19 protein-coding genes are annotated in these 22,478 nt (G+C 70.2%); 15 read left to right on the top strand and 4 right to left on the bottom strand.

Translation table 11 applies throughout. The annotated features are described in order from the left end of the window. The first annotated feature begins 48 nt into the window (after positions 1–48). From AC1RGU_RS03915 to AC1RGU_RS03900, 4 genes are read left to right on the top strand one after another with little or no spacing between them, the layout of a single operon-like run. Positions 49–2,409: an arylsulfatase gene (locus tag AC1RGU_RS03915; RefSeq protein ID WP_492694881.1), complete on the top strand. Its 2,361-nt coding sequence runs from the start codon at positions 49–51 to the stop codon at positions 2,407–2,409. After that, the gene (locus AC1RGU_RS03910) at positions 2,406–3,737 is read left to right on the top strand and encodes a DUF1254 domain-containing protein (protein ID WP_492694880.1); all 1,332 of its coding nucleotides are present in this window, start codon (positions 2,406–2,408) and stop codon (positions 3,735–3,737) included. Before AC1RGU_RS03915 ends, AC1RGU_RS03910 begins: the two co-directional genes overlap by 4 nt. 43 nt (positions 3,738–3,780) lie before the next feature. Further along, complete coding sequence (locus tag AC1RGU_RS03905; RefSeq protein WP_492694878.1) at positions 3,781–4,776, top strand: Bug family tripartite tricarboxylate transporter substrate binding protein; 996 nt, start codon at positions 3,781–3,783, stop codon at positions 4,774–4,776. Between the two features lie 21 nt (positions 4,777–4,797). Then, complete coding sequence (locus AC1RGU_RS03900) at positions 4,798–5,844, top strand: AraC family transcriptional regulator (RefSeq protein ID WP_492694877.1); 1,047 nt, start codon at positions 4,798–4,800, stop codon at positions 5,842–5,844. A 9-nt stretch (positions 5,845–5,853) separates the two neighbouring features. Here the strand turns inward: AC1RGU_RS03900 and AC1RGU_RS03895 are convergent, their stop codons facing one another. Continuing rightward, the gene (locus AC1RGU_RS03895) at positions 5,854–6,582 is read right to left on the bottom strand and encodes a Crp/Fnr family transcriptional regulator (RefSeq protein WP_082817968.1); all 729 of its coding nucleotides are present in this window, start codon (positions 6,580–6,582) and stop codon (positions 5,854–5,856) included. Positions 6,583–7,004: 422 nt separating this feature from the next. On the opposite strand from AC1RGU_RS03895, the gene AC1RGU_RS03890 reads away from it, so the two are divergent. From AC1RGU_RS03890 to AC1RGU_RS03875, 4 genes are all read left to right on the top strand, one after another. Beyond that, positions 7,005–8,333 carry a porin gene (locus AC1RGU_RS03890; RefSeq protein ID WP_492694875.1) on the top strand — a complete coding sequence of 443 codons (1,329 nt, stop codon included), beginning with the start codon at positions 7,005–7,007 and terminating at the stop codon, positions 8,331–8,333. Positions 8,334–8,355: 22 nt separating this feature from the next. Beyond that, positions 8,356–9,204 carry an acid phosphatase gene (locus AC1RGU_RS03885; RefSeq protein ID WP_492694873.1) on the top strand — a complete coding sequence of 283 codons (849 nt, stop codon included), beginning with the start codon at positions 8,356–8,358 and terminating at the stop codon, positions 9,202–9,204. Positions 9,205–9,327: 123 nt separating this feature from the next. Next, positions 9,328–10,011 (top strand): hypothetical protein, encoded by a 684-nt coding sequence (locus AC1RGU_RS03880; protein WP_492694871.1) that lies wholly within the window; start codon positions 9,328–9,330, stop codon positions 10,009–10,011. 85 nt (positions 10,012–10,096) lie between these two features. Next, positions 10,097–11,119: a Bug family tripartite tricarboxylate transporter substrate binding protein gene (locus tag AC1RGU_RS03875; RefSeq protein WP_492694869.1), complete on the top strand. Its 1,023-nt coding sequence runs from the start codon at positions 10,097–10,099 to the stop codon at positions 11,117–11,119. 21 nt (positions 11,120–11,140) lie between these two features. On the opposite strand, the gene AC1RGU_RS03870 is transcribed toward AC1RGU_RS03875, so the two are convergent. Next, positions 11,141–12,046: a LysR family transcriptional regulator gene (locus AC1RGU_RS03870; protein WP_370869664.1), complete on the bottom strand. Its 906-nt coding sequence runs from the start codon at positions 12,044–12,046 to the stop codon at positions 11,141–11,143. A 187-nt stretch (positions 12,047–12,233) separates the two neighbouring features. On the opposite strand from AC1RGU_RS03870, the gene AC1RGU_RS03865 reads away from it, so the two are divergent. After that, a complete protein-coding gene (locus AC1RGU_RS03865; protein ID WP_492694868.1) occupies positions 12,234–13,238 on the top strand; it encodes a Bug family tripartite tricarboxylate transporter substrate binding protein in 1,005 nt (334 codons plus the stop codon). Positions 13,239–13,259: 21 nt separating this feature from the next. Then, positions 13,260–14,807, top strand: coding sequence for an amidase (locus AC1RGU_RS03860; protein ID WP_492694866.1), 1,548 nt, complete (start codon positions 13,260–13,262; stop codon positions 14,805–14,807). 13 nt (positions 14,808–14,820) lie between these two features. On the opposite strand, the gene AC1RGU_RS03855 is transcribed toward AC1RGU_RS03860, so the two are convergent. Then, positions 14,821–16,167: an aminotransferase-like domain-containing protein gene (locus AC1RGU_RS03855; RefSeq protein WP_492694865.1), complete on the bottom strand. Its 1,347-nt coding sequence runs from the start codon at positions 16,165–16,167 to the stop codon at positions 14,821–14,823. 127 nt (positions 16,168–16,294) lie between these two features. Between AC1RGU_RS03855 and AC1RGU_RS03850 the strand changes: the two genes are divergently transcribed. The 3 genes from AC1RGU_RS03850 to AC1RGU_RS03840 all read left to right on the top strand — a co-directional run bounded on the left by AC1RGU_RS03850 (position 16,295) and on the right by AC1RGU_RS03840 (position 18,729). Continuing rightward, on the top strand, positions 16,295–16,924 hold the full coding sequence (locus AC1RGU_RS03850) for a LysE family translocator (protein WP_095744432.1): 630 nt from the start codon (positions 16,295–16,297) through the stop codon (positions 16,922–16,924). Between the two features lie 31 nt (positions 16,925–16,955). Then, positions 16,956–17,804, top strand: a complete 849-nt coding sequence (locus tag AC1RGU_RS03845) for a PhzF family phenazine biosynthesis protein (protein WP_492694863.1) — start codon at positions 16,956–16,958, stop codon at positions 17,802–17,804. 292 nt (positions 17,805–18,096) lie between these two features. Beyond that, positions 18,097–18,729: a TetR family transcriptional regulator C-terminal domain-containing protein gene (locus AC1RGU_RS03840; protein WP_062470962.1), complete on the top strand. Its 633-nt coding sequence runs from the start codon at positions 18,097–18,099 to the stop codon at positions 18,727–18,729. Positions 18,730–18,747: 18 nt separating this feature from the next. On the opposite strand, the gene AC1RGU_RS03835 is transcribed toward AC1RGU_RS03840, so the two are convergent. Next, the gene (locus AC1RGU_RS03835) at positions 18,748–19,686 is read right to left on the bottom strand and encodes a LysR family transcriptional regulator (RefSeq protein WP_492694861.1); all 939 of its coding nucleotides are present in this window, start codon (positions 19,684–19,686) and stop codon (positions 18,748–18,750) included. Positions 19,687–19,797: 111 nt separating this feature from the next. Here AC1RGU_RS03835 and AC1RGU_RS03830 point away from each other — a divergent pair, with 111 nt between their 5' ends. Both AC1RGU_RS03830 and AC1RGU_RS03825 read left to right on the top strand, forming a co-directional pair. Next, positions 19,798–21,015, top strand: a complete 1,218-nt coding sequence (locus AC1RGU_RS03830) for an MFS transporter (protein ID WP_492694859.1) — start codon at positions 19,798–19,800, stop codon at positions 21,013–21,015. Between the two features lie 178 nt (positions 21,016–21,193). Then, on the top strand, positions 21,194–22,462 hold the full coding sequence (locus AC1RGU_RS03825; protein WP_492694857.1) for an amidohydrolase family protein: 1,269 nt from the start codon (positions 21,194–21,196) through the stop codon (positions 22,460–22,462). The last annotated feature ends 16 nt before the right edge of the window (positions 22,463–22,478 follow it).

Below are 22,478 nucleotides of genomic sequence, written 5' to 3'. Positions count from 1 at the left end.
ATCCACCACGACGCCGGGGCTCTGCCTTCGCGCGTTCCGGAGACCCCCATGACACAAGAAAAATCCAACCCGTCCGCCCCCCTCGGCGGCTTCAACACCCTGCCCGGCCAGGGCAGCCACCTGCCCTTCGATGCACCGCCCAGCGCCAGCATCGCGGGGCGCAAGCTGTCGGAGTCCACGCACGAGCGGCGCAAGGCGGTGCCGCACCTGCGCGACGACGCACCGAACGTGCTGATCGTGATGCTCGACGACGCCGGCTTCGCGCACCCCGACACCTTCGGCGGCGAGATCCACACGCCCACGCTGACGCGGCTGGCCGGCAGCGGCATCACCTACAACGCCTTCCACAACTGCGGCGTGTGCTCGCCCACGCGCGCGTCGCTGCTGACGGGGCGCAACGCGCACCGCGTGGGCTACGGCCACATCTCCGAATACGCCACCGACTGGGACGGCTACGTGGGCGTCATTCCCAAGAGCGCCGGCACCCTGGCCGAGGTGCTCGGGGCCTGGGGCTACAACACGGCCGCGTTCGGCAAGTGGCACAACACGCCGGCCAACCTGACCACGCAGATGGGCCCCTTCGACCGCTGGCCCACCGGCCACGGCTTCAACCACTTCTACGGCTTCCTGGGCGGCGAGAGCTCGCAGTACGAGCCGCGCCTGGTCGAGAACACCACGCTCATCGAGCCGCCGCGCGACGAGGGCTACCACCTGAGCGAGGACATGGCCGACAAGGCCTGCGGCTGGCTGCGCCGCCACCGCGCCATCACGCCCGACAAGCCCTTCCTGATGTACTGGGCGCCCGGCGCGGTGCACGGCCCGCACCACGTCTTCAAGGAATGGACCGACAAGTACAAGGGCAAGTTCGACGACGGCTGGGACGCCTACCGCGAACGCGCCTTCGCGCGCCAGAAGGAAATGGGCTGGATTCCCGAGACTGCCGAGCTCACGCCAAGGCCCGAGACGCTCGCCAGCTGGGACAGCATTCCCGAGGCCGAGCGCCCGTTCCAGCGCCGGCTGATGGAGGTCTACGCCGGCTTCCTGGAGCACACCGATGCGCAGATCGGCAAGGTCGTCGACGAGCTGGAGCAGCTCGGGCTGCGCGACAACACGCTGGTGTTCTTCGTGTTCAGCGACAACGGCGGCAGCGCCGAAGGACAGAACGGCACCGTGGTCGAGCTGCTGGCGCAGAACCGCATCTCCACCAAGATCTCGCAGCACCTCGAACTGCTGGAAGGCCTGGGCGGCCTCGACGCACTGGGCGGGCGCAAGACCGACAACATGTACCACGCCGGCTGGGCCTGGGCCGGCTCCACGCCGTTCCAGAGCACCAAGCTGATCGCCGCGCACTTCGGCGGCACGCGCACGCCGCTGGTCGTGTCGTGGCCGCGCGGCATCCGGCCCGACACCACGCCGCGCTCGCAGTTCCACCACGTCAACGACATCGCGCCCACGCTCTACGACATCTTGGGCATCACGCCGCCCATCGAGCTCAACGGCGTGCGGCAGGATTCGCTGGACGGCATCTCGATGGCCTACACCTTCGCCCATCCGCAGGCCGAGGGCCGCAAGGGCGTGCAGTACTTCGAGGTGGCGGGCAGCCGCATGGTGCACCACGACGGCTGGACCGCGGGCGTGTTCGGCCCGCGCATTCCCTGGGTCGCGGGCGCCGCGCCCGGGCTGGCCACCTGGGACCCGGACAACGACGTCTGGGAGCTGTACCACGTCGCGAAGGACTACGCCCAGGCGCACGACCTGGCGCAGGCGCAGCCGGCGAAGCTGGCGCAGATGAAGGAGATGTTCGCGGTGCAGGCAGGCATCAACCACGTCTATCCGCTGGGCGCGATCTACCACCTGACGCTCAAGCCGCAGCACCGCATCGCGCCCCGGCATACCTCGTGGCATTTCAGCGGCGACATCACGCGCATTCCGGAGAACTGCGCGCCCAACATCAAGACGCGCAGCCACACCGCCACCGTCGATGCCACGCTGGGCGAGCGCGCGAGCGGCGTGCTGTTCGCGCTGGGCGGCTTCAATGGCGGCATCTGCCTGTACCTGGACGACGGCCACCTGGCCTACGAATACAACATGCTCGGCATGTACCGCTTCAAGGCACGCTCGCCCGCGCGCATCGCCGCCGGACGCCATGCGATCGACGTCGAGTTCACGATGAGCGACGGCACGGCGCCCCAGCGGCCCGCGCGCGCCGTGCTGCGCGTCGATGGCGCGCAGGTGGCGGCGTGCGACATCGGCGTCACGGTGACGGCCATCTTCTCGGCCTGCGAGACCTTCGACGTCGGCTGCGACCTGGGCTCGCCGGTGGCGGCCGAGTACTTCGACCGAGCGCCGTTCGGCTTCGACGGGCAGATTCACGACGTCTGGCTGCGCTATGCGGAGGTCCAGTCGTGAGCACGTTGATCACTGAAGCAGACGCCTACGCCATCGGCATCGAGGCCTACACCTATGCCTATCCGATGGTGGTGATGGAGCTGACGCGCCGCGTCGCCACCAACGTCGCGCAGCCCGACGGCGCGCGCGTGCGCGGGCCGATGAACCGCTTCGTGCATGTGCCCACCTACCCCGACGCCGGCTTCAAGGACGTGGTGCGTCCCAATGCCGACACGCTGTACTCCAACATCTGGTACGACGTCGGCGAAGAGCCGCTGGTGCTGACGCTGCCGGACATGGGCGATCGCTACCACGTCATTCCGTTCTACGACCTGTGGACCGACGTGTTCGCCACGCTGGGCACGCGCACCAACGGCAACGGCGGCGGCCACTTCGCGCTCGTCGGCCCGCGCTGGAAAGGCACGCTGCCCGAGGGCGTGCGCGCCATCGTGAGCCCCACGGACGTGGGCTGGATCGTCGGGCGCATCCAGACCAACGGCGCGGCCGACTACGCCCACGTGCACACGCTGCAGGCCGGCTTCGAGGCCGTGCCGCTGTCGGCCTGGGGCCAGCCCCATGACCCACCGGCCGGCCACGTCGATGCAGCGCTGGACATGCGCCCGCCCGTCGAGCAGGTGGCCGCGCTCGGTGCTGGCGCCTTCTTCGCGCTCTTCGCCGAACTGCTCCAGCGCAACCCGCCGCATGCCACCGACGGTGCGCTGCTGCTGCGCATGGAGCGCATCGGCCTGGTCCCCGGCCGCGGCTTCGCACTGGCCGAAGCCCCCGAGGCCGTGCAACGCGCCCTGACGCGCGCCGCGCCCGATGCCTACCGGCGCATGCTCGAGCGTGCGCCAGCGATGCGCATGGTGCGCAACGGCTGGAGCCTCGGCAGCAACGTGGGCGTCTACGGCAACGACTACCTGGCGCGCGCCTTCGTCGCCTACGCCGGGCTGGGTGCCCTGCCGCGCGAAGAGGCGATGTACCCGCGCTCGGTCTGCGACAGCGAGGGCCAGCCGCTGTCGGGCACTTCGCGCTATGTGCTGCACTTCGACGCGCACGAGCTGCCGCCGGCCGATGCGTTCTGGTCGCTGACGCTGTACGGTCCCGACCAGTTCTTCGTCGACAACGCGCTCAACCGCTACGCCATCGGCGACCGCGACGCGCTCGCCTTCAACGCCGACGGTTCGCTGGACCTGTACATCCAGCACGCGTCGCCGGGCCCGGCCAAGGCCCCGAACTGGCTGCCCGCGCCCGCCGGGCCCTTCAGCATGAACCTGCGCCTGTACGTGCCGCAGGCACCGGTGCTCGACGGGCGCTGGGCACCGCCCGCGCTGAAGCGCCTGCCCTGATCGTATCGACCGCATCGTCTCCCACCCGAAAGGCACTCACTTCATGACCCGTTTCAGCTTCCGCGCGCTGCGCGCGCCCGGCCTGTGCATCGTCGGGCTCCACCTGGCGGCCGGTGCCGCCCTGGCGCAGGCCGACTACCCGAGCAAGCCGATCCGCATCATCGTCCAGTACCAGGCCGGCGGCTCGGCCGACGCACTCGCGCGGCTGGTGGGCGACGGGCTCGCCAAGCGGCTGAAGCAGCCCGTGCTGGTGGAGAACCGCAGCGGCGCGGGCGGCATCATCGGCACCGACTACGTGGCCAAGAGCGCACCCGACGGCTACACCGTGCTGCTGTCGGTGCCGGGCCCGATCGCCGCGAACCTGGCGCTGTACAAGAAGCTGCCCTACGACCCGCGCACCGACCTGCGCCACGTGTCGGACATCGCGAGCACGCGCACCATCATGGTCGTGCACCCCTCGGTACCGGCGCAGGATTTCAAAAGCCTCGTCGAGGCCGTGCGCAAGGCGCCCGGCAAGTACGCGATGGGCTCCTGGGGCCCCGGCGTGCAGCCGCACCAGATGCAGGTCTTCATGGACAAGACCTACGGCACCCAGACGCTGCATGCGGCCTACAAGGGCGAAAGTCCGATGGCGGTCGACCTGCTCAGCGGCGTGATCCAGATGACCGTGGGCTCCATCAGCACCTTCCAGCCCTACGTCGCGGCCGGCAAGCTGCGCGCCATCGCCGTGCCGGGCGCGCAGCGCGCCAAGGCCGCGCCCACAGTGCCGACCTTCGCCGAGCAGGGCTACAAGGACGACATGTTCATGCTCATGGCGCCGACGTCGCTGCTGGTGCCGGCCAAGACGCCTGACGCCATCGTCGAGAAGCTGAGCCGCGAAGTCGCAGCCGTGGTGAAGCAGCCCGAGGTGCAGCGCCGCATCGAGGACATGGGCGCCGAGCCCATCGGCAACACGCCGGCCGAAGCCTCGGCGGCGTACAAGGCGTTCCTGCCCGTGTCGCTGAAGCTCACGCGGGCCACGGGCGTCACGCTGGACTGATTGCGCCGCCGGCCGAGAACCGTGCATCACCCGCCTCCCGATTTCGAACCCCCGGTGTACACCCCGCAGCGCATCGCCGCGGTCGTCGCCACGCTGGCCTCGGACGGCATCCCCGTCGCACAGGCCCTGGCCGGCAGCGACCTCGACGAGGCCGCGCTGCGCGCGCCCGGCACGCGCGTGTCGTATGCGCAGACGGTCACCGTGCTGCGCAATGCGCTCGCGCTGGCACGCAACCCCACGGTGGCGCTGCGTGCCGGCGCGCGCATGCACCTCACGGCCTACGGCATGTGGGGCTACGCGCTGCAGAGCAGCCCCACCTTCAGCGCGCTGATCGAGTTCGCCATCACCTACCGCCGCGCCATCGGGCCGCTGGCCGACATGCACCACGACCCCGCGCGCGCGCCCGGCACCTGCAGCTTCGAGGTGCTGGTGTCGCCCGACCCGCGCGATCCGCTCTACCGCTTTGCGCTGGCCTTCACCTTCGCGGCCCACCTGACGCTGGCGCGCGACCTGTACGGCGATGGCTTCGGCTTCACGGGCCTGCGCCTGGCCTGCCCCGCGCCCGAGCACGGCGCGGGCGTCTGGGAGGCATGGTTCCAGTGCCCCGTGCAGTTCGACCAGCCCGACAACGCGCTGCAGTTCGACCAGGCCTGGTGCACGCGCGCGCCGCGCCTGCACGATCCGCTCACGCATGCCATGGCCAGCGAGAGCTGCCAGCAGTTCGTGGCCGGGCTGGCGCATGCCGGCGGCATCGCTGCGGCGGTGCGGCGCAAGTTGGTGGAGCAGATGCCGTGGCGTTTTCCGAGCATCGAGTCGATGGCCCGCACGCTCGCGCTGGAGCCCCGCACGCTGCGGCGGCGGCTCGCCACGCATGGCACCACGTACCGGTCGATCCTCAACGAGGTGCGCCTGCGGCTGGCCATCGAGTACCTGCGCAAGACCCGCATGACCACCGAGGAGATCGCGGAGCGCCTGGGCTACAGCGAGGCCGCCAACTTCAGGCATGCCTTCGTGCGCTGGACCGGCACCAGCCCGCACGCCTACCGCCTGACGTGCGCGCCGTGCTGAGGCTTCAGCTCAGTCTTCCGCGGCGATGCGGTGCAGCCGGGGCAGGTCGACCACGGTGACCAGGCGGTAGCCCTCGTTGCAGCCGAGCACGCCCTCGTCCTTGAACTGCGCCAGTTCCTTGCCGACGGTCTGGCGCGACACGCCCAGCATGTTCGCCAGGTCGGTCTGCGACACGCGCAGCTCGGTGTCGCACGGCGCGCCGCTCGCGTCCCCGTAGCGATACACCATGTTGAGCAGCGTGATCGCCGTGCGCCGGCGCACCGAGCCCAGCACCTGGTCCTGCAGGATCTCGGCGCTCATGCGATAGCGCCGCAGCATGGTCTGGGCGATGCTGCGCCACAGCACCGGCTCCGCATCGAGGATGCGCCGCATGGCGGCACCGGGGATGTGGATGATGTGCGAATCGGCGCGCGCATCGAAGGCGAAGATGGGCTGCATGTCGTCGATGAGATGCACCATGCGCGTGATCTGGCCGGCCCCGAGCACCGAGAGGATGTACTTGTCGCCGGCCGCGTTGGTGGCCGCGATCTCGATCGATCCCGACACGATCACGAACACCTCCCGCTGGTGATTGCCGCGACTCACGAGCGGCGTGCGGCGCCGGTAGTGCCTGGCGCGCGCGGCGTTCGCCAACTCGCGCAGCCGGTCTTTCGGCCAATCGAGAAACACCGCGCACGTGCTCAGCCCGTGCTCGATCTCTTCCCTTGTGCTCTGCGATACGGGTTGCGGGTATTCCATGGGATGACTCAGCAAAAACTGTTGCCTGGTTGACGGATTCGAAGAGCAGCGATTCCTATCATAGGACTGGCCAATCAAAGAACAACGAGGAACTCCCTAAGTGAGACATGCACGTTCCCTGCCTGCACGCCTGACGCTGTTTCGCAGCACCGCGGCGCGTTCGTTGATCCGGCTTCTTGCGTCGCCCATGCGACGCGATGCGCGAACGACGAGACCCCTGCGCAGCATGCGCGGCTCGCGCGACGCGATGCGAATGCCGTGATGCACGGCCACACGCCCTGCGCGCGCGGCTAGAGGCCGCACCCCTTTTCCCGAAGTCCCCGAAGGGCATCCGCCCTTCGGAACACCCGAGCCCTGGAACGCAGCGATGCGCACCAGCGGACTCGTTCATCCCTGAAGAAGCAAGCAAAGCAAGACCTGCCATGAAACATCACTCCCTGGCCGCATTGGCTCTCCTCACCGCCGCCGGTACCGCGTCGGCGCAATCGTCCGTCACGGTGTTCGGCATCGTCGACGTCGGCATCAGCCGCTACACGTCCAAGAGCACGTACCACAGCCCCAACCCCTTCGTGCTGCCACCGGCGAACGCCGCGGGCGGCAGTGCGAAGACCAGCCAGACCGCGCTGTCGAACTCGGGCTATGCGGGCAGCCGTGTCGGCTTTCGCGGCACGGAAGACCTCGGTGGCGGCCTGGCGGCGAGCTTCTGGCTGGAGTCGGGCATCACCAACGACGACGGCGCCAAGGGCATCACCAACTTCAACCGCCGCTCGACGATGAGCCTGTCGGGTCCGTTCGGCGAACTGCGCCTGGGCCGCGACTACGCCGCGACCTTCTGGAACGACACCGTCTTCGATCCCTTCGGCACCAACGGCGTGGGCACCAACCTCATCGCCAACATCAACAGCCGCATCGCCGCCATCGCCGGCCCCGGCTCCGTCGTGGCCGCGACCGACAACTACATCCGCACCGGCAACTCGATCGGCTACTTCCTGCCGCCGAACCTGGGCGGCGTCTACGGCCAGCTGCAGTACACGCTGCACGAGAACACCCAGCGCAGCGACCAACCCGGCACGCCGTCGGCCAAGGGCCGCTACGTGGGCGGCCGCCTGGGCTATGCCAGCGGGCCGCTCGACCTGGCCATCGCCTACGGCCAGAGCACGGCCGCCGACAGCACCACGCTCAACGCGCTGGGCATCGCGACCGCCACGCAGGAGCGCAAGATCAACGCGCTGAACCTGGGCGCGTCGTACAACTTCGGCCCCGCCAAGCTGTTCGCCGAGGTCTCGCGCGTGCAGGACAAGAACGAGACCGGCACGCTGCAGAACCTGCCGGGCCTGGCGGTCCCGTTCATGAACACCGCGACGCGCAAGGACAAGTACAACGGCTACATGCTCGGCGTGACCGTGCCCGTGGGCCCGGGCCTCATCCGCGCGTCGTACGCCTCGGTGAAGTACAAGAACGGCGCACCGGCCGCGACCGACCTGAACAGCCTGCTGTGGGGCCTGAACGGCAACCGCGACACCACGGCCAACCAGATCTCGCTGGGCTACGTGCACAACCTGTCCAAGCGCACCGCGCTGTACGCCTCGGTGTCGCGCATCCGCATCAAGGACGGCTGGAACAACCCCGGCGTGATGGGCGCCATCACCGGCGGTTCGGCCGCCTACCTCACGGGCGGCACCGCGCAGGCCGCGGGCTGGGCGCCGCGCTCGTCGATGGGCTACGACTTCGGCATCCGCCACGCGTTCTGAGCGCATGCGAAAGGAGGTACCCATGGCTTTGAAACACCTGTCGCCGCTGCTCATCGCGGCGCTGCTCGCGGGCGGATGCGCCACATCGCCCGCGCCGACCACCTCGGCGGCCGACGTCGGCGAAACACGCCCGGGGTCGGGCTATCTCAAGGGCTACCTGGCCTCGGCCGAGATGCCCGACAGCCTGGCGCTGCTGCCACCGCCGCCCGAGGCCAACTCGGCCGCGCTGGCGGCCGACGTCGCCGCGTTCCGCAGCCTCACCGCGCTGCAGGGTTCGCCGCGCGGCGCGCTCGCGGTGCGCGATGCCAACCTGCGCTTTCCGGAGGCGGCCTCCACCTTCTCCTGCGCGCTGGGCGTGCGCATTTCGGAGCAGCAGACGCCGCACCTGAACATGCTGCTGCGGCGCACGCTGGCCGATGCCGGCGGCGCCACCTACAAGGCCAAGGAGAAGTACCAGCGCACGCGGCCCTTCGTGGCGCTGAAGGCCGCCAGCTGCACGCCGAAGGAAGAGGCGCACCTGGCCAAGGACGGCTCCTACCCCTCCGGGCACTCGGCGCTGGGCTGGGCCTGGGCCCTGGTGCTGACGGAGCTCGCGCCGGAGCGCGCGGACGCGCTGCTGCAGCGTGGCCGCGCCTTCGCGCAAAGCCGCGGCATCTGTGGCGTGCACTGGCGCAGCGACATCGAAGCGGGACGCCTGATCGGCGCGGCCACCGTGGGCCGGCTGCACGCCAACCCGGTGTTCACGGCGCAGATGAGCGCGGCGAAGAACGAGATCGCGCAGGCACGCAGCCGCCCGGACAGCGCTCCGCCCGCGGCCGACTGCGCGGCCGAGGCGAATGCGATCGCGGGTTCCGCGGCGCTGACGCCCTGAGCACGCGCCGCACCCCCTCGACCACCTCGCCCACGGCCAGCGTGTCTGCGGGTTGTCGAGGGGAACGCTGCGTGTGCGAAGCGGGTAGCCTCGCCAACTCCAACCACTCCAAGGAGACCTCGCATGCGCCATCGTTCCGTTCTGTCATGGGGTGCCGCGGCCTCGGCGGTCGCGCTCCTCGCTGCATGCGGCGCCATGTCTTCGGGCAAGGACGCCAACCCGATGAGCTTCTTCATCACGAGTGCCAATCCCGGCAAGGGCGGTGACCTCGGCGGCCTGGCCGGCGCGGACCGCCAGTGCCAGGCGCTGGCCGCGAGCGCCGGTGCGGGCGGCAAGACCTGGCGCGCCTACCTGAGCGCCACCGAAGCGGGCGGCCAGCCGGCCGTCAACGCACGCGACCGCATCGGCGCCGGGCCGTGGCGCAATGCCAAGGGCGTGGTCGTGGCCACCAGCGTGGCCGACCTGCACAGCCCGAACGCAAAGCTCGGCAAGGACACCTCGCTGACCGAAAAGGGCGAGGTGGTCTCGGGCTTCGGCGACCCGGTCAACCGGCACGACATCCTCACCGGCTCGCGCCCCGACGGCACGCTCGCACCGGCCGCCGCCGGCAAGGACACCACCTGCGGCAACTGGACGCGCAGCGTCGACGGCTCGGCCATCGTCGGCCACCACGACAAGAAGGGCACCAACCCCGACCCGGTCGCCAACGCCTCGTGGAACGCGTCGCACGGCACGCGGGGCTGCAGCGTCGACCAGCTCAAGCAAAGCGGCAGTGCCGGCCTGATGTACTGCTTCGCCGTGAACTGAGCCCGCAGGGCGGCGCCCCGGCCCGTGTGTCGATCCACGGGCGGGCGCGCTGCGATGTGCCACAGACGACCCATCGGAGGACTTCATGATCCAAGCCACCCAGCCCCTTCGTGCAGCGCCGCGGCGCCTGCTTCTTTGCCTGGGTGCCGCGGCACTCGGCCTGGGCGCCTTCGGGGCAAGCCCCGCGTGGGCACAGACGGCCTGGCCCAGCAAATCGATCACGCTGCTGATCGGCTTCCCGCCCGGCGGGCAGACCGACTTCGCCGGCCGCGTGTTGACGAACGGCATGCAGGGCGTGCTCGGCCAGCCCGTGGTCATCGACAACAAGGCCGGCGTGAACGGCAACATCGCGTCCGTCGAACTCATGAAGGCGCCACCGGACGGCCACAAGCTGCTGGTGGGCAACGGCTCGATGACGATCATGCCGCACGTGTACACCAAGCTCGGCATCGTCGATCCGCAAAAGATGACGCCCATCGGCATCATGCTGCAGTCGCCGCTGGTCCTGGTGGTGCCCGCCACGTCGCCGATCAAGACCTACGCGCAGTTCGCCGAAGAGGTGAAGTCGCGTGCCAAGAGCGGCAAGGGCATCGACTACGGAACGGGGGGCGCAGGCTCGCTGATCCACGTCACGATGGAACTGCTGCGCGAGCGCCTGGGCAACCCGGCGATGAACCATGTTCCCTACAAGGGCAGCAGCCCGGCGATGGTCGACCTGATGGCCGGTCGCCTCGACGCCATGTTCGACGCCACCTCCGTCGTCGCGCCGTTCGTGAAGTCGGGGCAGTTGCGGCCCCTGCTGGTGACCAGCGACAAGCGTTCGCCGATGCTGCCGAACGTGCCCACCGCCGCGGAAAGCGGCATCAAGGACTTCAGCATCATCTCCTTCATCGGCCTGTACGGACCGCCCGGGTTGAGCCCCGAGGTCGTGAAGAAGGCCAACAGCGCGATGAACGCGGCACTGAAGGAGCCGACCGTCGTCAAGAGCATCGTCGATCGCGGGGACGAGCCCGGTGGCGGCTCGCCCGAGCAGCTCGGCGCGATGACCCGCGACCAGTACAAGATGTGGGGCGCCGTCGTGAAGGCGAACAACATCACGGCCGACTGAGCTTCGGCCCCGCGCCGCGCATCAGGCGCTGAGCACTTCGCGCAGGTGTTCGACGAAAGCGCGCGCCGCATCGGGCAGGCGCCGGCCGGCCATGCTCTGTACCTCGAAATGCCGCTCGTTCATCTCGCGGTCGCGCAAGGCACGCGCCACGATCGTGCCGTTCTCGAGCTGCTGGCGCAGCGCGAGTTCGCCGCAGAAGGTCACGGCCTGGCCGTGCGCCGCGTAGTGCACCAATGGGTAGAGGTGGTCGCTGGTCAATGCCGCCTCGAGCGGCAGGCGCTGGCGGGCGCAGCTGATGTTGAGCAGCTGGCGCAGCGTCGACGTGGGCGCCGGCAGCGCGAGCGGGTAATGGACCACCTGCGCCAGCGACACCTGCCGCCGCTCGGCCAGCGGATGCGAAGGCGCCATGACCGCGCACACGGGCGAGGGGTGCCGGATCTCGACGTTCAGGCCGTGCTCCGAGCCCAGGCTCACCGTCACGCCGAGGTCGACCAGGCCTTCGCGCACGCGGCGCGCCACTTCGCGCTGCACGCACATGTCGAGCGAGAAACGGATGCCGGGACAGCGCGCCTGGAACGCCGCCACCAGGGCCGGCAGGAACTCGTAGGCGAAGCCCTCGGTCGCGGCCACGCGCACCTCGCCCTTGCGCAGGCCGCGCAGCGCGAGGATGTCGTCGGTCACGCGCTCGATGTCGAGCCAGGCCCGGCGCGCGTGCGCCGCCAGCAGCTCGCCGGCTGAGTTGAGCGCCATGCCGCGGGCGCGGCGCTCGAACAGGAGGGTGTCGAGCTCGCGTTCGATGCGGCCGATCTGGCGGCTCACGGCCGACGGCGCCACGTTCAGCCGCACGGCCGCCTCGGTGACCGAGCCAACGCGTGCCACCTCCAGGAAGTAGCGCATCGACTCCTCCTGGAGCACGCGCTGGTTGATCGGGCGTTCGGTGCGCGCCCCGGTGCGAGCCGGGGCGGGAGACTTGGAAGTGGGAGATTTCATCGGCGTGGTCTGCGTTGCGCCAGCAGCAACGCAACCTTCCAATCATTGTGCTTGCTACACCGCAGGGCGTGCCCCAGCATTTCCCCTCCCCCTCTTCTCTTCGCTCTACGGAAGGACCCTGTCAATGAACGCTCCCCGTTCGCAAGCGCCGCAGCGGCGCTGGTGCTGTGCCGTCCTCGCGGGCCTGGCCGCCTGCCTCGGCATGGCCCTGCCCGCGATGGCGCAGTCGGCCTACCCGACGCGCCCCGTCACGCTGGTGGTGCCGTACCCGCCCGGCGGCAGTGCGGACACGGTGGGACGCCTGGTCGGCCAGCGCCTGTCGGAGGAACTGGGGCAGCCGGTGCTCATCGACAACCGCCCCGGTGCCGGCACGGCGGTCGGCGCCGCGTTCGTGGCCAAGGCATCGCCCGACGGCTACACGCTGCTGCTCGGCTCGGGCTCGACCCTCACCATGAACCCGGCCATCCGCCCGAACCTGCCCTACGACGCCCTCGGCAGCTTCGAGCCGGTCGCGATCGTCGCGCGCATTCCGCTGATCCTGCTGGCCAACAAGAACGTGCCCATCGGCAACGTCAAGGAGTTCGCCAGCGCGGTGCGCGCGGCGCCCGACAAGTACTCGTACGCGTCCTTCGGCACGGGCACGTCCTCGCACTTCACCGGCGAGATCATCCTGCAGGCGGTGGGCGCGAAGATCATGCACGTGCCCTACCGGGGCAGCGCACCGGCCATGACGGACCTGATCGGCGGCCAGGTGCCGTTCTCGGTGGACACCGTCACCGCCGCCATTCCGCAGCTCAAGGGCGGCAAGGTCAAGGCGATCGCCGTGACCACCCGGCAGCGCTCCTCGCAGCTGCCGCAGGTCCCGACCTTCGCCGAGGCGGGCTACCCCGAGGTCGATGCCGACACCTGGATCATGGTCGTGGCGCCCAAGGGCACCCCCGCGCCGGTGCGCGAGCGGCTGGAGAAGACGCTCGCCAAGATCGTCGCCACGCCCCAGGCCCAGGCGGCCCTGCAGGCCCAGGGCGCGGAGCCTGCCTTCGCCGGCGCCGCCGCCTCGCTCGCGCAGATCGAACGCGAACTGCCGCTCATGCGCGCCGTCGCCCGGCGCGCCAACATCCAGGCCGACTGAGTGCGGCACATTCCGAAAGCCATGACCCAAGCTTCCTCTTCTTCCTCCTCCGAGCTCGTCGAACTCTCCGCCGTGGAGCTGCGACGGCTGATCGGCACGCGCGCCCTTTCGCCGGTCGAGCTGCTCGAGGCCTGCATCGCGCGCATCGAACAGCTCAACCCCTTCGTCAACGCCGTGACCGCCACCTGCTACGAGCGCGCCCGCGCCGAAGCCTGCGCCGCGGAGCGGGCCGTGAAGAGCGGCGAGCCGCTGGGCCTGTTGCACGGCCTGCCGCTGGGCGTGAAGGACCTCGAGCCGACGGCGGGACTGCTGTCCACCATGGGTACGCCCGCCTTGCGCAACCATGTGCCGTCGAACGACATCGAGCTGGTGCGCCGCCTGCGTGCCGCCGGTGCGATCGTGGTGGGCAAGACCAACGTGCCCGAGATGGGCGCCGGCGCCAACAGCCGCAATCCGGTCTGGGGGGCCACGGGCAATCCCTTCGACCCCAACCTCAACGCCGGCGGTTCGTCGGGCGGTTCGGCCGCGGCGCTGGCGCTGGACATGCTGCCGGTGTGCACCGGCTCCGACACCGGCGGCTCGCTGCGCATCCCGGCCGCCAAGTGCGGCGTGGTAGGCCTGCGGCCGTCGCCGGGCATCGTGCCCAGCGTGCGCAAAAGCCTGGGCTGGTCGCCGATCTCGGTGGTCGGTCCGATGGGACGCGATGTGGCCGACGCCTGCCTCCAGCTCGCGGCCACGGCGGGCCCGCATCCGGGCGATCCCTTGAGCTATCCGCTGGAGGCGGCGGCCTTCGCGCGGCCGGCGCCGCTGGACCTGTCGCGCCTGCGCGTGGCCTGGACCACCGACTTCGGCCTGTGCGATGTCGACCCGTCGATCCGCCGAACGATGCACGACCGCATGGCCACCATGCGCGGGCTCTTTGCGAATTGCGACGAGGTGCGCTTCGACCTGGGCGAGGTGCACCGTTGCTTCGACGTGCTGCGCGCGGAGGCCTTCGTCGCCGGCATGCGCGAGGCCTACGAACGCGCCCCCGAGAGCCTGGGCCCGAACCCGCGCAGCAACTACGAGATGGGTGCGCGCATGAGCCTGCCGGACGCGGCCTGGGCGCAGACGGAACAGACGCGCATCCTCCAGCGCTTCCAGAAGGTGTTCGAAAACTACGACCTGGTGCTCTCGCCCACGACACCGGTCTCGCCCTTTGCCTGGACGCAGTCGCATGCGCTGCAGATCGACGGCCGCCCGCAGGAGAACTACTACCGCTGGCTCGCACTGACCTACGTCGTGACGCTGACCACCCACCCTGCGATCAGCCTGCCGTGCGGCACCGATGAGCGCGGCATGCCCTTCGGCCTGCAGGTGGTGGGGCGCTTTCGCGGCGACCTCGCGCTGCTGTCGGCCGCGCAGGCGATGGAACAGGCCTTCGCGCCCGACCCGCGGCTGCGCCGGCCGCGGCCCGATCTCGCACGCCTTCGCAAGGCCGAGCCCGCCCTCGACTCGATCGTGACCGCACCGCCCGACGACCGGCACGCCAGCGTGCCCACCGACGGCGCCCCGGCACCGGTGGTCTGAGGTCCGCGCCGCGTCAGGCGCTTCGCTTCAGCAAGGTCGCCAGGAGGGCCAGGGCCCCGGTCAGCTCGTCGAAGCCGGGGCCGCCCAGGCAGATCCGCAGGCCGCTCGCCTTGTCCTTCGGGTTCACCATCAGGGTCTGCGGCGGGGTGAGCTTCACGCCGGCTTGCGCCGCCGCGGCCACGACACCCTCGGCGGCATCGCGTCGCATCGGCAGCCAGACGTTGTAGGCATCGGGATGCCAGACCAGCTCGCCGGCAGAGAGCAGCGAGACGGCCAGCCTGGAACGCCGCCGGGCCTCGTGGCGCAGATCGCGCTGGACCGAGGCGACCACGCCGGTGGCCAGCCATTCATCGACCACCGCGCACGAGAACGCCGACGGCGCCATGGGCACGTCCTGAAGCAGCTCCTGCGCGAGGCCGCACAGTTCGGGCGGCAATGCCAGCACGCCGACCTGCAATCCCGGACCGAGCGACTTGGAGAGCCCGTTCACATGCAACGTGATGTCGGGCGCCAATGTGGCCAGCTGGGGCAAGCCGTCGGAGGCCGCCGCGTACACGCCGTCTTCGATGATCCAGGCACCCGCGCGGCGGCACACCGCCACGATGGCCCGCCGTCGCTTCGCGCTCATCGTGGCCGTCGTCGGGTTGTGCAGCGTCGGGGTGAGATAGACCGCCGTGCCACCGGCGGGCGCCACGCCGTCGAGCGCCTGTGCGAGCGCCTGCGGCACCATCCCTTCCGCGTCCATCTCGACACCCTGGATGCGACACCCCTTGCGCCGGGCCAGCGCGAGGGCACCGGGGTAGGTGATCCGTTCGGTGAGCAGCACGCCTTGGCGCCCGCACACCAGATCGAAGGCCAGCGACAGCGCCTGGCGTGCGCTGCTGGTCAGCACCAGCTGCGACGGATCGACGCCCAGGCCGATCGTTTCAAGCCAGCGGGCGAGAACGCGGCGATGTTCCAGGTGCCCGCCGGGCGGCGCGTACAGGTTGAAGTGATCCGCGTCGATCTTGCGCGCGATGCCCGTCAACGTGCGCGCCAGCACGCGCGCACCGAGCGCGGCCGGCGGCGCATTCGACGACAGATCGATCTCCCGGTCGCCGTGCGCCTGGTGGATCGCCACGAAGGTTCCCCGGCCCTTGACGCTGCGCGTGAGGCCCCTGCGCTCCAGGATGGCGTAGGCCTTGGTCACGGTGCCCAGGCCGATCTGCAGCGTCTTCGCCAGATCCCGATGGGCAGGCAGGCGATCGCCGCCCGCGAGCCGCCCCTCGACGATGTCGTCGGCCAGGGCCAGCACCACCCGCTCGGTGGCATTCGTGCCGTTGCTTGCCAGACGGGGCGTCCAGGAGGATCGAAGGAGCACGTGCGCGGCCTCGCAAATAAAAGTGTCACGTGACACTTTTTGAATATCTCAATAGTGTAACTTTCACTGCACGGCCTCCATCGCGCTGAAGGCCGCTGAAGACACCCCTTGGTTTTGGAGCACCCGCATGGCCGTCAGCCAGATCGCACTCGTCTACGGGACGTACCTCATCGCCACCGCCAGCCCGGGGCCGAGCAACATGGCCATCATGGGCACCGCGATGCGTGACGGCCGCCGCCCTGCGCTCGCGCTTGCGGCCGGCGTTGTCACGGGCTCGCTCTTCTGGGCGATCCTGGCGGCGACCGGTGTTTCCGCGGTCTTGACCGCGTATGCGCAGGCGCTTGTCGTGCTCAAGATCGCCGGCGGCCTCTACCTGCTGTACCTGGCTTTTCGCGCGGGCCGGTCCGCCATGCGACCTGGCGCCGACGCGGTGAAGAACAGCGCGGAACGCGGCGCATTGCGCTACCGCACCCTCTACCGCCAGGGCGTGCTCATGCACATCGGCAACCCGAAGGCCATCATGTCGTGGATCGCGATCATCTCGCTCGGCGTGCGCCAGGACACACCCGCCGGTGGGTTGCCGGCCATCGTGGGCGGCTGCGTACTTCTCGGCATCATGGTGTTCGGCGGCTACGCGATCGTCTTTTCCACCGCATCGATGATTGCGCTGTATGCGCGGCTGCGGCGCTGGATCGAAGGCGTGCTCTCGGCGGTGTTCGCGGCCGCGGGGCTCAAGCTGCTGGTCTCGCAGAACTGAATCCAATGAATCCCTTCGAAAGACCGAACGCATGAGCATCACCGTCCACATGGTCGACGTCTTCGGCGCCGGCCCGCTCTCGGGCAATCCGCTGGCGGTCGTCACCGGCGCCGATGCCTTCGCCACGCACGACATGCAGCAGCTGACGCGCTGGTTCAACCTTTCGGAAACCGCATTTGTCTTCGCACCCACGCATCCGGAGGCGGACTACCGCGTGAGGATCTTCACCCTCGACCGGGAGATGCCCTTTGCAGGGCACCCCACGCTCGGCAGCTGCCACGCCTGGCTGTCGGGCCAGGGCGCGCCCAGGCAACACGCCACGGTGATCACGCAGGAGTGCGGCGCGGGGCTGGTCCAGATCCGGCGCGACCAGGGACGGCTCGCGTTCGCCGCGCCACCGCTGATCCGCTCGGGCGCGCCGACCGCGGCCGAACTCGACGACACGCGGCGGCTGCTGGGCATCGAAGCCGACGACATCGAGGACGCGGCCTGGATCGACAACGGTCCCGGCTGGTTGGGAATCCGGCTGGCGTCGGCAGACAAGGTGCTGTCTCTGGAGCCGGCCCGGCGCTGGCCCACGCGCATCGACGTCGGCGTGGTCGGCCCTCATGCCGAGGGCAGCGATGCGGCCTTCGAAGTGCGCGCCTTCTTCACCGACCATCTGGGCGCCATCGTCGAAGACCCCGTCACGGGAAGCCTCAATGCCTCGCTCGCGCAGTGGCTCTTCGCCACGGGCGTGGCACAAGACGACTACGTCGCCGCGCAAGGGACACGCCTTGGCCGGCAGGGCCGCATCCACCTGACCCGCGACGACGCCGGCCAGGTCTGGGTCGGTGGCGACACGCGCACGCACGTCAAGGGCGAACTGGACGGCCTCTGATCCGTTCACGCAAGGCCTGCACAGACTTCACTCTGACTTCACCTGCGTTGCGCACACTACTTTTCGACAGCGGTTCGGCGCTGGTAGAGGCAAGGGGAAGAAAAAAAGTAGCTCAGGGAAACGCCTCGATGCCGACCGCTGTCACCTTTCATCGTCCATCGAGAAAGGCGCAGGCGCACTCATCGCAAGAAAGGGCCACGGGCCAAGGATTACCATCGGCCGGGCGCACGCCGCGCCTCCCACGCCCATGACCGTCGCCACCGCCCCCGTGCCCCCTGCCATCGCCCAAGAAATGCCCGCCCCCGACGGCCCGCTGTCGCGCGCGAGGCCGGGGCGCGAACGCATCATGGCGGCCATCCGCACGGCGGCGGTGACCGAGTTCAGCCTGCACGGCCTGAAGGGCACCTCCACCCAGGCCATCGCCGCGCGCGCCGGCCTCACCAAGCCCCAGCTGCACTACTACATCGCCGGCAAGGAAGAGCTCTACGAAGAGCTGCTGATGCAGGTGCTGCATGCCTGGAAGGTGGTGTTCTCGTTCGAGGACGCCAGCGACCCGGCCACGGTGCTGGGCGACTACATCCGCAAGAAGCTCGACCACGCGTTCGACAACCCGGAGATCTCGCGCATCTTCACGCGCGAGGTGCTCGACGGCGGACGCAACCTCGACCGCTACTGGCCCAACGCGCAGGCGTGGACGCAGAAGAAGGTCGACATCATCAACGGCTGGATCGCGCGCGGGCAGATGCGCCCGCTCGACGCGCGCCTGCTGCTGATGCACATCTGGGCCATGACCCAGAGCTACGCCGACTACGCGATCCAGACGCGCGTGATGCTCGGCCTGCCGCCCGAGGCGCCGATCGACCGCGAACCGATCGCGCGGGAACTGGTGGCATTCGTCCTGGGCGGCTGCGGCATCAAGGCCTGAGTTCCGCACCGCCCTCGCTCAGCCCACGCGCGCCTCCCAGACCTGGCCCGTCGGGTCGGCCAGCGCAAGCCGCATCATCTCGATGAAGCGGCGCAGGCGCGCCGGCTGGAAGCGCGCGTGCGGGTAGGTCAGGTAGACCGGCAGCGGCGCCACATGCCATTGCGGCACGAGCTGCACCAGCCGTCCGGCGGCGATGTCCTCGTTCAGCAGCCAGGCCGAGCCCAGGCAGGCGCCCAGGCCCATGCGCGCCGCGCTTTGCAGCGCATAGAGGCTGTCGGTGCTCATGCGCGGACGGATCGGCACGCGCGCGATCTCGCCGGTCGGCCGGTGCGTGAGCAGCACCTCGTTGCGATAGAAGGTGCGCAGCGCGAGCCACGGCAGCTCGGCCAGTTCCGTCGCGTGCGCGGGCGGTGAACGCCCCTCCAGCAGCGAAGGCGCGGCGACCACCACGCGCGGAACCTCCGAGACCTTGACCGCCACGGCCATCGCGTCGGTCATCTCGCCGACCTGGATCGCGCAGTCGACGCCTTCGGCGATGAAGTCGGGCCGGCGGTCGTTCAGCAGCCATTCGACGGACACGCGCGGATAGGCGCGCAGGTACTCGGCCAGCGGACCGACCAGCAGCAGCTGGCCCAGCGCATGCGGCGCGACCACCCGCAGCGTGCCCTCGGGCTCGTCGCCGACGCCGCGCAGGTCGGCTTCGAAGGCGTGCCAGTCGGCGATCAGCTCCCTGGCCCGCTCGTAGCAACGCTCGCCATCCTCCGTGAGCTTCATGGCGTGCGTGGAGCGGCGCAGCAGCCGCACGCCCAGCGAGCGCTCCAGCGCCTGCAGGCGACGGCTCACGGTGGGCTGGGTCGCGCCCATCTGGAGCGCGGCGGCCGACAGGCTGCCGGCCTCGACGATGTGAAGAAAGGTCTGCATCAGCTCGATGCGGTCGACGGCAGGTGAAGTTGACATGGACTTGTTCATGCGTTTGGCGTATGGGCATTGTGCGATCCGCGGGACTACCAAGCCAAGCCCCCAACGGGCACATTCCAACCCTTGCTTCGATAATCGAGGGTTAACACCATGTCTTCCATTCAAACCACGCATGCACCGGCCACCGCGCCGGGGCACGGCCTGCCGGCCTCGCTGATCCTGCTGCTGGCCGCCGGCGCGGGCCTGTCGGTGGCCTCGCTCTACTACGCCCAGCCGATGCTCGGGGTGCTGGGCGCCGACATCGGCGCCTCCACCCGCGCGGTGGGCTTCATTCCCACGCTCACGCAGCTGGGCTATGCGCTGGGCATCCTGCTGCTGGCGCCGCTGGGCGACCGCTTCGACCGGCGCCGCATCGTGCTGATCAAGGCAGGGGCGCTGTGCGCCGCACTGCTCGTGGCCGGCGCGGCACCGTCGATCGGCGTGCTGCTCGCGGCCAGCCTCGCGATCGGGCTGGCGGCCACGATGGCGCAGGACCTCGTGCCCGCCGCCGCCACGCTGGCGCCCGACGCCACGCGCGGCAAGACGGTCGGCACGGTGATGACGGGGCTGCTGCTGGGCATCCTGCTGTCGCGCGTGGTGAGCGGCTTCGTGGCCGAGCACTTCGGCTGGCGCGCCATGTTCATCGCGGCCGCGGCCAGCATCGCGCTCATCGGCGCCGCGGCCTGGCGCGGGCTGCCGCGTTTTCGGCCGACCACGCACCTGGCCTACGGCGCCCTGCTCGGCTCGCTGGGCACGCTGTGGTCGCGCCACGGCACGCTGCGCCGCGCGGCGCTGGCCCAGGCGCTGCTGGCCGTGGGATTCAGCGCCTTCTGGTCGACGCTGGCCGTGATGCTGCACGGCGCGCCCTTCCACCTGGGCAGCGCGGCGGCAGGCGCCTTCGGCCTGGCCGGCGCGGCGGGCGCGCTGGCGGCGCCGCTGGCGGGGCGGCTGGCCGACCGGCGCGGACCGGAGCTGGTGACGCGCCTGGGCGCAGGGCTGGCGCTGGTGTCGTTCGCGGCCATGGGGCTGACACCGCTGATGACGCCGCATGCGCAGCTGTGGCTGCTGGCACTGGCCGCGATCGGCTTCGACCTGGGCATGCAGGCGGCGCTGATCGCCCACCAGACGATCGTCTACGGCATCGAGCCCGGTGCGCGCAGCCGGCTCAACGCCGTGCTGTTCACCAGCATGTTCATCGGCATGGCGACCGGCTCGGCGCTGGGCGCGCTGGTGCTCGCTTCTTGGGGCTGGGCCGGCGTGACGGCGCTGGCGACCACCACGGCCACCGCCGCGCTGGCGGTGCGGCTCTGGCCGCGCCAGGCAACGTAGTCGCATCAGTCGCGGGCTGACGCCCGCCTCCCCAGTCCGGTGCACCCGGACTGGCACGTCGCTTGCATAACCTGACCAGTTGCTCTGATTGATTGGTCAAATTCATGCACGTCCGCGTTGCCTGCTGTCTGTCGATGGAAACCAGCGCCCCCGCAGGCCCGGCGGAGGCGCGTTTCGCATGACCGCGCCCGCGCTGCTGGACAACGCACGGCTGCCGCGCTGGCTGCTGCCCGCCGACTGGCCGCAGCGCCACGGGGTGCCCGAACTCGCACGCATCGCCATCGAGGCCGGCCACGTCCGCTCGGTGCGGCCCGCGAGGGACATCACGCCGGGCGCCGGCTGGGACCTCGCCGGCACGCTCGCCCTCCCCGCCTTCGTCGACGCGCACACGCACCTGGACAAGGCATTCACGCTGGCGCGCATGCAAAAGGTGCAGCCCGGCCTGCTCGGCGCGATCGACGCGATGCTGGCCGACCGCGTGCACTGGACGCCCGCCGACGTGCGCGAGCGCGCATCGCGCGGCCTGCAGTGGGCCTGGGCATGCGGCACCGCCCATGTGCGCACGCACGTCGACTGGTGGGAGCCCGACGCGCTGCCCACGGCCTGGCCCGTCATGGCCGAGCTGGCGCAGGAATGGGCCGGCCGGGTGCGGCTGGAGCAGGTCGCCCTCATCAAGCTGCCCCTGTTCGAAGACGCTTCGCAGGCGCTGCGCCTGGCGCGGCTGGTGAAGGCCACCGGACCGCACGCGCTGCTCGGCGGCTTCGTGCACTCCACCAATTGGAGCGAGAACGCGCTGCGCAACCTGCTGCTGGCGGCGCAGGCCTGCGAGCTCGACATCGACCTGCACGTGGACGAGGAACTCGACGTCTCGGCCGTGGGCCTGCAGACCACCGCGCGCCTGCTGCGCGAGATCGGCTACGAAGGCCGCGTGGTCTGCGGCCACCTCTGCGCGCTGGCGGCCCAGCCCGAGGCGCAGGCCTTCGCCACGCTGGACGCCGTGGCACGCGCGCCGATCACCGTGGTGTCGCTGCCCGCCACCAACCTGCTGCTGCAGGACGCCGTCACCGGGCGCACGCCGCGCCAGCGCGGCATCACGCTGGTCAAGGAGGCGCATGCGCGCGGCATTCCATTGCTGTTCGCCAGCGACAACGTGCAGGACCCGTTCTGCCGCCTCGGCAGCTTCGATCCGGTCGAGGCACTGGGCACGGCTGCGCTGGTGGCACAGCTCGACGACCCCTTCGACACCTGGTCGCAGGCGCTGTGCCGCAGCGACTGGCTGGAACGCACGCCCGCCACGACGGCGCCCACGCTGGTCGGCGCCAAAGCCGACCTGGTGCTGTTCACGCAGGCCGACCGCCACGGCTGGCCGTCGCGCAGCGCCACCCGCGTGGTGCTGCGCGACGGCCGCGTGACGCACGGCGACGCATCGCCTTTCTTCCCTGAATAAAGAACAAGCAAGGACC

The sequence above is a fragment of the Variovorax sp. GW823-FHT02B07 genome, from assembly GCF_058797695.1.
Note: the sequence above shows the minus strand (reverse complement) of the source record. Positions and strands in the feature narration are given on the sequence as shown.